Raw genomic sequence first — 12,037 nt, 5'->3', positions numbered from 1 at the left:
ATCATTGCATCATTGGAAGTTTCTTCATTTCAAATTTGAAATGAAGAAACTTCCAATGATGCAATGATCCAATAGACTATGAGAACTGAGGTATCCTTCCGTGAATGCCAGTTCTCTGAGTGGACCTACGCTGCCCGGTCTGCGCGGGTGTCCATGGCGTCCCGGTACAGCTTGGTCAAATATGAACGGATAAGAACGCAGTCGAAGCTGGACGCGCGGCCGTTCTTAGGCTCTTCCTGTTCCGCGCCTTGCGCCCTCGCTTGCAGGAACGTCAAGTATTTCAGTGCGTAGCTCCGCATCGCACCATTCGACAGACCAAGGCAGTAGCGTTCCGCCGCCTGCGTAAACAGCGCGAAAGCCTCCGACCGGCCCATGGATTCTATGTTCATTCGGTTCCGTCACTCCCTTGTGGAATGGTCTTTTCCATAGGATACCGCGCAATTGCCATGCCGAACGGGGCTGGAATTTTTCCATGGTCTAACCGGCGGCAATCGACGCCGCTGCATTGATGATCGGCGCAGGCATAAGCCCCTTACCGGCCGGCCGGGATTTCTGGTTCGATCGAGGCGCCGCCGACAGATACTTCTCTCGTAACTGTCCGGTCAACAGAAGAGCTCGTTGGAACTTCGAGTCCACCACCTCTTTCAAATGCCTGGTGAGCCTGCATGACGGACCATGGTCGAGTAGATCACCGGCCGTTGCAGCGAGCACACTCCAATCATGCCATTCGCCGATGGCATCCTTCACGCCACCCAGCATTTCCAGAAACCGCGGGTCGGCGGCGCCCTCCGCCAATTGCAGGATGTCCCGCAGCTCTTTCACCTTGATCCTGTATGGGTGAAGATTGTTTTTGGTGATGCGCGGTTCACTCGTCAATTCCGAAGACAGCTGAAATGTTTTCGCCAGAGTTGCCGGCAGCGCGCGGGAGCCCGCCGGATTCTCTTCCGCCTGTTCGAGAAGCTTTTTCGTGTACTTGAAGTTGCGTTTCACGTCCCGCCTGAGTTGCGCGCCTGATGCTGCAACCAGCCGCCGCAATTTGCGCGCGTATCGGTTTCTTTCGGCGCCGAGATATTCGAGAAGCTGGACAAGGCAGTCCTGCTCCTGAACCTGGCCGAGGGTTAAAGCATCTGCAGTCAGGACGTCCATATCCCGGACCTTACCGGCACTCTTGCGCACGGATTTGAGGTCGCGCAGCAACCGTTTAATCCTTTTTTTCGAATCAAGGCCCAACGTCTCGAAAACGGTTTCGAGACTTCGCACTCCTGTCCGCAGCCGGTGAATGGCATCCGAACTCGGCCGCTTCGGGTTTTTTTTGAGGAACTTGTGAATCCTGCGGCTCGACTTGCGGACTCTTTCGACATCAAACGACATGATATTTCTGTGTGCATTTTGGGGACCGGCGGAATTGTCGATGTGCTACGATCGGTTTTCCCCCACCCTTTACGATCGATCAGCAATTTGAAAAGATCGATCAACCGAAAAGAGTTACTGGCCGAGATTCGGGCTGCCATCCGGTAGCGTCAATCGGGCCAGAACACGGCCGTAAATGTTCTTGAGCGTTTCCAACTCCTCGATCCCGACGTGCTCGTCGATCTTGTGAATCGAGGCATTCGGCGGCCCTAGTTCGATAACCTCCGCACAGATTTGCGCGATGAAGCGGCCGTCGCTGGTGCCGCCGGTGGTGGAGAGTTCCGGATCGATTCCGGTCTCTTCGCGGATGGCTTGTTGCACGTTGCGGACAAGATCTCCAGGCGCCGTCAGGAAGGGCAAGCCGCCAATCGTCCACTGAATGGCGTATTCGAGACCATGACGATCGAGGATGGTAGTCAGACGCCGCTGCAAATGTTCGGGTGTGGACTCCGTGCAGAAACGGAAATTGAAATCCACCAGGCACTCGCCCGGTATCACATTGCCGGCGCCGGTGCCCGCGTGGATGTTGCTGACCTGCCAGCTCGTGGGTGGGAAAAATCGATTTCCATTGTCCCATTCGACGGCCGCGAGTTCTGCCAAAGCCGGCGCCAGAAGATGGATCGGATTCCTGGCAAGATGCGGATACGCGACATGGCCTTGCACTCCTTTAACGGTGAGCTTTCCGCTCATCGTGCCGCGCCTGCCATTCTTGATCGTGTCTCCAGTTCGTGCGGCAGCTGTCGGCTCGCCCACGATGCACCAGTCCAGGCACTCGCCCCGCGCCGTCAACGCCTCGCATACTTTGACCGTGCCGTCGACCGCCGGACCTTCTTCGTCGCTGGTCAGCAGAAACGCGATGGAAAACGGGGAATCGGCATGCGCCGCAAGGAATTCCTCGCACGCCACGATCATCGCCGCAATCGAACCCTTCATGTCGGCGGCGCCGCGACCATAAAGTTTGCCGTCGCGGATCACGGGCGTGAACGGACGGCTCGACCACTGATCTATCGGGCCTGCCGGCACCACGTCCGTATGTCCCGCGAACACCAAGGTGCGTGCGCCGGGCTTGTTGCTGCGGTGGATGGCCCACAGGTTAAAGACGCGAAAACTCTCCGGTCCGCTGTCCAGCCGCTCACACGCAAAACCAACGCCCGCCAGCCGGGCCCCGATCAAGTCCAGGCAGCCCGCGTCGTCAGGAGTGACGGAGGGGCATGAGATCAATTGTTCGGTGAACTCTACAGTGCGCGACATGCTAAGAGCCAATCAGTCCCGAAGCAGGTCGTTCAATGAGGTCTTGGCGCGGGTTTGCGCATCGACGCGTTTGACGATAACCGCGCAATAGAGACTGTACTTGCCGTCTGCGGAAGGCAGGTTTCCCGATACAACCACCGACCCTGCCGGCACGCGCCCATAAGAGATTTCGCCGGTGGCGCGGTCATAGATCCGGGTGCTCTGGCCGATGTAGACGCCCATCGATATGACGGAGTTTTCTTCGACGATCACGCCTTCGACGATTTCAGAACGCGCTCCGATGAAACAGTTGTCTTCGATGATCGTGGGATTCGCCTGCACCGGTTCGAGCACGCCGCCGATACCCACGCCGCCCGCCAGATGAACGCCTTTGCCGATCTGTGCGCAGGAACCGACGGTGGCCCAGGTATCGACCATCGTCCCTTCGTCCACATATGCGCCAACGTTGACGTACGAAGGCATCAGGATCGCGCCTTTCCCGATGAAGCTCCCGCGCCGCGCCACGGCCGGTGGCACCACGCGAATGCCGCTTGCTTTCATTTCGTCTTCGCTGGAGCGCGCGAATTTGGTGGGGACCTTGTCATAGAAACCGAGGTCGCCCGATTTCATCAGGACGTTGTCGCTCAACCGGAACGACAACAGAACGGCCTTCTTGATCCACTCGTGCGTGGTCCACTGGCCGACTCCGGTGCGCGACGCGACGCGCAGGTGGCCCGCATCCAGCTCCGCGATAACGTGATCGACCGCCTCGCGAAAGACCGGCGTAGCCGTCGTTGTATTTATGACGGCGCGCTGTTCCCAGGCGTTATTGATAATTGTTTCCAGTTCAACTTTCATTTCTTTGCACCTTTGACGAAGGCCACGATGCGTTTTGCGGCCTCCACGCACTCCTCGGTCTCCGCCACCAGTGCCATCCGGATGCGGCCCGTTCCGGGATTCCACCCTTCGGCATTGCGCGCGAGGTAGCTTCCGGGCAGTACGGTCACATTGTATCGAGCCATCAAGGCGCGGGCGAAACCTTCATCGTCGCCGCCCGGCACAGCGGCCCAGAGGTAAAAGGCAGCGTCGGGCAAACGAACATCGAGGACTTCCGCAAGCATGGGCGTGACCGCCTCAAATTTTTCGCGGTACAGGCTGCGGTTTTCCACGACATGCGCCTCATCGTTCCAGGCCGCAATGCTCGCCGCCTGAACCATGCCGCTCATCGCGCACCCATGATACGTGCGGTAGAGCAGGAACTGTTTCAGGATGCCGGCGTCGCCGGCCACGAAGCCGGTGCGCATGCCCGGCACATTGCTTCGTTTCGACAGGCTGGTGAACATGACGAGGTTTTTGAAATCCGCGAGGCCCGCTCTGGCGGCGGCTTCCAGGCCTCCAAGCGGCGGCTCGTCCCGAAAGTAGATCTCGCTGTAACATTCGTCGCTCGCGATCACGAAACCGTACCGCCGGCTCAAGTCGAAGAGTTTTTCCCAGTCCGCCATCGGCATCACGGCGCCCGTTGGATTGCCGGGGGAGCAGACATAGACCAGCTGCGTGCGCGTCCACACGTCGCCGCCGATACCGTCCCAGTTGATGTTGAAGTTTCGAGCCGGATCGCTCGGCGCGTAATACGGAGTTGCCCCTGCCAGCAGAGCGGCGCCTTCATAGATTTGATAGAACGGGTTCGGGCAGATCACGACGGCATCGCTCTTGCCGCCATCCACCACCGTCTGGGCGAAAGCGAATAAAGCTTCGCGCGAACCGTTGACCGGCAAGACCTGGTTCGCCGGGTCCAGGTTCACGCCATAACGGCGCTGCAGCCATCCGGCGCATGCCTGGCGCAAATCCGGCGAGCCCACCGTCGGAGGATACATGGCCAGTTCACGCGTCGCTCCGGCCAGCGCATCCAGGACGAGCCGGGGCGTTGCGTGTCGCGGCTCACCAATCCCAAGGCTGATGAAACGGTAAGCCGCGTTCGGCGTCACAGATGCGAAAAGTTGTTTCAAACGCTCGAAGGGATACGGCTGAAGGCTCGCAAGATGCGGATTCATGCAAACCGCTATTATGTCAGTGTTCAACTAAGAGATTAGCCACAAAAGGCACAAAAGCACAAAAGAGTGGATCCCCTTTTGTGCCTTTTGTGGCTGATCTCTTCAGTTGAATCCGCTACATCGTGACGTCTATAACCGCGCCTACAGAAGGGACCGTTGTGCAAAGTCATTTGGAATATTTCGGTGTCAGCTCGCGGCCGGCAGGTTGGTGGCGCTGTCGGCCGTTCGGAGTCCCAGGATATGACGCGCGAGTTCGGGCGATGCGACAACTCGGTTGTACTCGGCGCACATTTCGGCTACGCGTTTGACGAGTTCGGCATTGGATCCGGCCAGACGTGTCGTATCCCATCGTATGTTGTCTTCGAGGCCCGTACGACAGTGACCACCCATTTCCAGGCACCAGCGGTTGACTTCAATCTGGTGCCGGCCGATTCCAGCCGCCACCCATGTCGCCTCGGGCAGGAGTTGCCTGAGTTTGGCCACCTGAAATTCGAGCAAATCTCTTTCCGCCGGCAATGCATTCTTGACGCCCAACACGAATTGGACATGCAACGGGCCTTTGATCAGCCCATCGCGAACATAATTGACGGCGTTGTACAGCATTGCCAGATCAAAGACCTCGATCTCCGGCTTAATGTCATAGCGGATCATTGTTTCCGCCAGGTCCTTAATAAGATCGGGTGAGTTTTCGTAAATACGCGTGGGGAAATTGCAAGATCCTGTAGACAGCGATGCCATATCCGGGGCGTGATGCAGCATTCCGCCACGTTCAGGCCCCACGCCGGACCTTCCTCCGGTAGAGAACTGGACGATGATGCCCGGACAGACTTTGCGAATGCGTTCTTGAAAATCGGCAAATTTGTCGGGATTCGATGTCGGTGACTGATCATCGTTGCGCACATGCAGATGAACCACCGAAGCGCCGGCCTCGAAGGCGGCATGAGTGGATTCGACCTGCTGGCTGACGGTAATGGGTACAGCAGGATTGTTCTCTTTTCGGGGAAGCGATCCGGTGATCGCGACAGTAATGATGCAAGGCTCAGGTTTCCGATTGTCCATAAATTATCTATATCCGAGGAGCAGAATTAGTTCAAACCCGCCGGCCGGCAAATAGCAAAGGTTCCATGCCGTAGCGACATGGTTGCTCAGCGGCAGGCATGCCTGGGTAGCGAGTGAATTCGTTCATGTCAATTATCGGTGCCGTTCTGTTCCAAGTTACTGTATAACTCGCCGAGGTCGTTCCTCGATTCGAATACATCAGAAGGAGGCTGAATGTCACAGTTGTGGCAGGACATGAGGTACGCGTTCCGCACGCTGCGCAGCGCGCCGGGATTCGCTGCCGTTGCGATTCTTACGCTGGCGGTGGGCATCGGGGCCAACGCAGCGATCTTCAGTTTCGTCAACGGTTTTCTGCTCAGCCCGCTGCCGTACCCGACCGCCGATCGGATCGTGCGCGTCCTCGAAAAGCCGCCGGGCCCGCCTACGGCGCGCAACGGAATCTCAACGCTCAACTATCTGGATTGGGAAAAACAGAACCAGGTGTTCGAATACATGGCCCCGCAGACTGGGGGGAATGCCGTCCTCACCGGTTCCGGCGATCCGGTTCAATTGCGCGGTGCTCGAGTCGGCGTTCACTACTTCGACATCTTCGGCATGAAAGCCGCCCAGGGCCGCCTGTTCGTTCCGGGTGAAGATCAGCTCGGCCAGGAGAAAGTCGTCGTGCTGAGCAGCGTGCTATGGCGCGACCAGTTCGGGTCGGATCCCGATATTGTCGGCCGCAAGATTATTCTGGACGGCCAACCCTATACCGTTATCGGAGTGCTGCAACGCGGAAGCGCCTTCGATCGCACTTATCAGCAGTTCTGGCGGCCGCTCGCATTCGAACCCTCGAATATGACTCGCAACTTCCATTGGTTCGGGTCTTTGGCGTTATTGAAACAGGGCGTGACCATCGAGCAGGCGCAGCAGGGAATGGATGCCATCGGCGCACGTATCGCCGCCGACTTTCCGGATTCCAACAAGGGCTGGGGCGTAGCGCTCGACTATTACAAGAACATTTTCATCGACGATGGCGTCCGCACTTCGGTTCTCACGTTGATGTACGCCGTCGGCGGCCTGCTCCTGATCGGTTGCGCGAACATCGCCAATCTGTCTCTGGCGCGCGGTGTGACGCGGGAGAGGGAAGTGTCCGTACGCGCATCGCTCGGTGCCCAGCGATGGCGCTTGATCCGGCAATTCCTCACCGAAAATGTCGTGCTGTCGCTGATGGGCGGGATACTGGGTGTCGGCGTGGGGTACGGAACAATGATCTGGTTGAAATCCCTGGTTCCTCCGAACACGCTTCCGCCAGAAGTTGTGGTCACGCTCGATACACGGGTGCTGCTGTTCACTTTCGGTGTTTCGGTATTGGCGGGAGTTCTGTTCGGCATGATTCCGGCATTGCAGGCGACCAAACCCGATCTCGTGGCTGCAATGAAGGAGGGCGGGCGCGGATCGACCGCGGGCAGCGGGCGCAAGATCATGCGCGACGCTCTGGTGGTGGCGGAAATCGCGATCGCATTCGTGCTCCTGGCGGGTTCCGGACTGCTGATCCGCAGTTTTTTCCGGCTGATCCACGTCGACACGGGAATGAGCACGACCAGCGTTCTGACGTTCGGTCTCCCGGTCTCCGACAAGCAATATCCCGATCCCACGGCATTGAATTCCTACTACGCACAGCTTGCAGAGGCCGTAAAGGCGGTAGCCGGCGTGCGCGACGTGGCTCTGAGCTGCGCGCCGCCGATGTCGGGCACCTGTTACGGGATGCCGTTCCAGTTGGCGAGCAAGCCGGTCGTCGATCGAGCCAATCGCCAGGGCCGTCCCTATAAAATCGTGAGCGCTTCGTACTTCAGCACGCTGGGGATTCGCCTTCTCAAAGGCCGGTTCCTGAACGAGCACGACCGCAAGGGCGCTGCGCAAGCGATGGTCATCAACAGCCGGTTTGCGAAGACTTTCTTCAACGACGTGGAGCCCGTTGGCCAGCGCATTCTCATTCCGGAAATCATTCCGGGCAAAACGCAGCTTGGCCCGGAGATCGCCTGGGAAGTCGTCGGCGTCATCGCTAACGAAAAACTCGGCGGACTGACGGATGATCGCAGCGAAGTGATGTACGTTTCCAACGAACAGACACCTGCCTACGGCATGACGATGTCCGTGCGAACGAATTTAGACCCGGCTTTGCTTGAGAAGCCGATCCGCAATGCCATCGGGGGAGTGAATCGCAATCAGCCATTGGACAATGTCCGCACCCTGCAGCGGATTATGGACGATTCCGCGGTCGGCAACCGCATGGAGGCGATGCTTCTCACGATCTTCTCAGGCATCGCCCTGGTGTTGGCCTCGATCGGGATCTACGGTGTGCTGGCATACGCGGTCGCGCAGCGGACACACGAACTCGGCGTGAGAGCGGCGCTCGGCGCAAGCCGCTCCACGCTGTTGGCCCTCGTCCTCGTGCGCGGCCTGATTCTGGCGCTGATTGGTCTGGTGATTGGACTGGGCGGAGCGCTCGGGCTAACGCGATACATCAGCACGATCCTGTACAACGTCCCGCCGCGCGATCCCGCGACGCTGGCGTGGGTCGCAGGTGTGCTGGCCGCAGTCGCGCTGCTGGCCTGCTATATTCCCGCACGGCGGGCAACGAAAGTCGATCCGATGGTGGCGCTAAGGTACGAATAGGGGCAGTTTGAAAATAACACCCCTCCTCAGAGAGATGGGCGATAAGACGATTGAGTATCATTGGTATGAGCATCCGGGAATCGGCAGGTTTGAAGTCAGAGAAGTGCAGATCGGTTAGCCATGATCGTCAAACTTAAGAAAAAAAACGCGCGATATCGAGACCTTACATTCGGTCAGCTATATGCCGTCATCGGGATCGAGGCGAATGAGTTTCGGATTCTGAATAATGCCGGCCGCCCCTTCCTATACCCGCCGGTACTATTTTCTGTCGTCGACAAGCGGGAACCTAGTGATTGGGTCACCGCGATTGGAGACGACGGGGAGCGGTATTCTTATCCTCCACCGCTAAACCCAGTCGGCTTTTTCGAGGACTTCTTCGACCAAAAAAAGAAGGCGGTCGCAACTTTCTGGCGAACCGTGAATGGCCGGCTTGCATCCAGCGAAGTCGCCTAAGCGATATCTGCCGTCTCAGCCATTCTATGAGCTATGGATGGCTGACAATCTGTTCAACATAGACCATGCCTGCGGAGTTCGGCTATCCTCACACTTTCACCCGTGGAGACCAGAATGAAAAGAACATTTGCCCTCGTTTTCGCCTTTCTCTTCTTGATATGGGCACAACCGTGGAACCTTGCTGCGCAGGCGCCCGATTTCGCGAAGGGCGTCAAGTACCCGCAGATCAGCGTCGCGGAGATGAAGGAGTGGCTCACCTACCTTTCGTCCGACGAACTCTCGGGCCGGCAGATTTTCACTGAAGGTTACGGTCTCGCGGCCCAGTATATTGCCGATCATCTGAAGGAGTGGAGGATCAAGCCGCTTGGCGCAAACGGCAGTTATCTGCAGCCGGTGCGCCTGAAAGGATACAAGGCCACACGGAATTCCTCCGTCACTCTCGCCGACCAGACGTTCAAGCACGGTAACCACGTGACCTTCAACGCGAATGCAGGAGCCAAACAGACGCTGACCTTCGATGGCGTCGAGTTCCTTGGCTACAGCCGGGAGAGCGATTATCAAGGACGTGATGTTAAAAACAAGCTGGTCGTCTGGATTCCTTCTCTTCGTCCGGCCGCGGGCGGTCGCGGGAATGGTGGTGCAGGGAATGTTCCGGCGCCCGGCGCGCGTGTGGTGAATCCGGAGACGATGGGGGCCAAGGCACAGATTACGTTCCAGCCGGCGCCCCCTGCACCGACGCAGGCAGAGCAAGCCCTTACAAAAGCCCAGGCGGCATTGACTGAAGCGAATAATGCGGTAGCGCAGGCGCAGCAAGCGGTTCGCGCGGCACGCGGGAATGCTCCGGGAGGACAACGTGGCGGCGCCGGCGGCCGGGGCCGCGGCGGTGCGCAAGCAAATGCGCCGGACTTTACGACCGTTCAGAGCGTCGATCTGCCCAAGGCCCCACAGTTCAGCGGGGACGAAACATTCTTCGAAGCCTTGTTTGCAGCCGGTCCGCTCAAGTTTGAAGACATCAAGGCCAAGGCCGAAAAGAACGACCCGATTTCAGCTGCGTCGTGGCCCGTCAACGTCACGATCAGTATCGATAATACATACGACGTGATCTCCGAGCAGATCGCGCACAATGTCGCAGGGATGATCGAAGGCAGCGATCCCACGCTGAAAGAGACTTACGTGATGTTCGGTGCGCACCTGGACCACATCGGTTACAACCAGGCCGGTAACGGCCGGGGCGGCGCTCCGGACGCGTGCCGCAGGCGCAGTCCGGCCGCGCAAGCTGCCGTTGTTGCGGCGGGGAAAAAGGTACAAAGGGGGAATCCCGGGCCTGGCGGCGCGCGCGGCGCCGCGGGAGGCGGAGCAGGTCCGGAAGCAAACTCCGAGCCGTTCGATCAACGCGACTTCATCAGCAACGGAGCCGATGATGACGGTTCCGGTTCAACGGCCGAATTGGCGATCGCGAAGGCTTTCGCGACGGGACCAAAACCCAAGCGTTCGATCGTCTTCATCTGGCATACCGGCGAGGAAGCCGGTCTGTACGGCTCCCGCTATAACGCCGACTTTCCGGTGGTTCCTCTGGAGAAGGTCCAGGCCCAACTCAACATGGACATGGTCGGACGCGATGACTGCAACGATATCGAGGGCGATTACTCCAATACGCTCTTCATTGTCGGCGCGGACCGCATCAGCACGGATCTGCATAACGTCATTGTCCAAACCAACGGGAGTTTCGCGAATCCCCTGACACTCGACTACGAACTGAACGACGTCAACGATCCGGAGAGTGTTTACACACGCAGCGACCATTACAGCTACGCATCGAAAGGCATCCCGATCGCGTTCTTTACAACGGGATTGCATCCCGACTATCACCGTGTGAGCGACACGGTGGACAAAATCCTGTTCCCGAAGATGGCCCGCGTCGCTCAGCTGGTTTACGAAGCCGGTTTCTCGATCGCAAATACCGAACGTGTCCTCCAACGCGATAACAAAGGAGCACGCACCGGTTTCGGCTCGAAACCAGAGACTCTTCCGAGGTAGGAACCGCGACGGATTCGGGATTGCTGTAGGCGCGGTCTATGACCGCGGTTTGCACAAATCAACAAATACGCGCGGTCACAGACCGCGCCTACAGGGGGTTGCGCGATTAAAGCTTGATCGTAACGGTTTTGACCTCGGTGTAGTTCGACAGCGCATATTCCCCAAGCTCGCGTCCGATGCCGGATTGCTTGAATCCTCCGAACGGGGCCGCGGCGTCGAAGACATCGAAACAATTGACCCAGACGGTTCCGGCGCGGACCCCGTCGGCGACCGCGTGAGCTTTGCCGATGTCTCTGGTCCAGACGGCGGCGGCGAGGCCATACGTTGTGCGGTTCGCGCGGTCCACGACTTCGCGGATGTCTTTGAATTTCAGGATCGACATCACAGGGCCGAAAATCTCTTCCCTGGCGATCTTCATATCGTCCTGGACATCGGCGAACACCGTCGGCTCGATGAAAAATCCTTTGTCGCCGGCACGGTTGCCGCCGGCGAGAAGCTTCGCCTTCTCGCGCTTGCCGGACTCGATGTAGCTCATCACTTTGTTGAATTGATCCTGATCCACCTGAGGCCCCTGCTCGGTGCCGCGATCGAACGGATCGCCGACTGTCCGCTTGTTCGCCCGCGCCACGCTCTTTTCAACGAATTCGTCGTAGCACTTGTCTTCGACGAACAGGCGCGAGCCGGCGCAGCAACACTGGCCTTGATTGAAGAAAAGGCCGAAGTGCGCACCCTCGATCGCTTCGTCCATGTCCGCGTCGGCGAAAACGATGTTGGGACTTTTGCCGCCCAGCTCCAGCGTGACGCGCTTCAGGTTGCTGTCTGCCGAGGCCTTCATGATGAGATGCCCGACTTCGGTCGAACCTGTGAATGCCACTTTGTCGACATCCATGTGATGCGCAATAGCGGCTCCCGCAGTGGGACCGTAGCCCGGCAGCAGGTTGACTACGCCTTCGGGGAAGCCGGCTTCCATGATGAGTTCGCCCACGCGCAGTGCACTCAACGGTGTCTGTTCCGCCGGCTTCATGACGACCGTGCATCCGGAAGCCAGAGCCGGTCCAAGCTTCCAGGCTTGCATGAGCAGCGGGAAATTCCACGGAATGATCTGGCCGACAACACCGACGGGCTCATGTTTCGTGTAGGAA

Annotated in this window: 10 protein-coding genes; 3 read left to right on the top strand and 7 right to left on the bottom strand. The window is 58.5% G+C overall.

Annotation, left to right across the window (positions count from 1 at the left end; translation table 11 throughout):
- Positions 1-125: 125 nt before the first annotated feature.
- From VGK48_15170 to VGK48_15145, 6 genes are all read right to left on the bottom strand, one after another.
- Complete coding sequence (locus VGK48_15170) at positions 126-389, bottom strand: hypothetical protein (GenBank protein ID HEY2382515.1); 264 nt, start codon at positions 387-389, stop codon at positions 126-128.
- Between the two features lie 88 nt (positions 390-477).
- Entirely contained in the window at positions 478-1,371 is an 894-nt protein-coding gene (locus VGK48_15165) for a CHAD domain-containing protein (GenBank protein HEY2382514.1), read from the bottom strand.
- Positions 1,372-1,485: 114 nt separating this feature from the next.
- Positions 1,486-2,661, bottom strand: a complete 1,176-nt coding sequence (gene dapE, locus VGK48_15160) for a succinyl-diaminopimelate desuccinylase (GenBank protein ID HEY2382513.1) — start codon at positions 2,659-2,661, stop codon at positions 1,486-1,488.
- 12 nt (positions 2,662-2,673) lie between these two features.
- Positions 2,674-3,498 carry a 2,3,4,5-tetrahydropyridine-2,6-dicarboxylate N-succinyltransferase gene (gene dapD, locus VGK48_15155; GenBank protein HEY2382512.1) on the bottom strand — a complete coding sequence of 275 codons (825 nt, stop codon included), beginning with the start codon at positions 3,496-3,498 and terminating at the stop codon, positions 2,674-2,676.
- The gene (gene dapC, locus VGK48_15150; protein HEY2382511.1) at positions 3,495-4,691 is read right to left on the bottom strand and encodes a succinyldiaminopimelate transaminase; all 1,197 of its coding nucleotides are present in this window, start codon (positions 4,689-4,691) and stop codon (positions 3,495-3,497) included. The genes dapD and dapC overlap by 4 nt, the downstream gene beginning before the upstream one ends.
- A 186-nt stretch (positions 4,692-4,877) precedes the next feature.
- Entirely contained in the window at positions 4,878-5,750 is an 873-nt protein-coding gene (locus VGK48_15145; protein ID HEY2382510.1) for a 3-keto-5-aminohexanoate cleavage protein, read from the bottom strand.
- A gap of 213 nt (positions 5,751-5,963) precedes the next feature.
- Here VGK48_15145 and VGK48_15140 point away from each other — a divergent pair, with 213 nt between their 5' ends.
- From VGK48_15140 to VGK48_15130, 3 genes are all read left to right on the top strand, one after another.
- Positions 5,964-8,405, top strand: a complete 2,442-nt coding sequence (locus tag VGK48_15140; GenBank protein HEY2382509.1) for an ABC transporter permease — start codon at positions 5,964-5,966, stop codon at positions 8,403-8,405.
- A gap of 120 nt (positions 8,406-8,525) precedes the next feature.
- Entirely contained in the window at positions 8,526-8,858 is a 333-nt protein-coding gene (locus tag VGK48_15135; GenBank protein HEY2382508.1) for a hypothetical protein, read from the top strand.
- A gap of 114 nt (positions 8,859-8,972) precedes the next feature.
- Positions 8,973-10,895 carry a M28 family peptidase gene (locus VGK48_15130; protein ID HEY2382507.1) on the top strand — a complete coding sequence of 641 codons (1,923 nt, stop codon included), beginning with the start codon at positions 8,973-8,975 and terminating at the stop codon, positions 10,893-10,895.
- Between the two features lie 106 nt (positions 10,896-11,001).
- On the opposite strand, the gene VGK48_15125 is transcribed toward VGK48_15130, so the two are convergent.
- Positions 11,002-12,037 (bottom strand): aldehyde dehydrogenase family protein (locus tag VGK48_15125; GenBank protein ID HEY2382506.1); only part of this gene is annotated, 1,036 nt, incomplete at its 5' end.

Source organism: Terriglobia bacterium (assembly GCA_036496425.1).
Taxonomy (GTDB): domain Bacteria; phylum Acidobacteriota; class Terriglobia; order 20CM-2-55-15; family 20CM-2-55-15; genus 20CM-2-55-15.
This window is presented reverse-complemented; position numbering and strand designations above follow the sequence as displayed.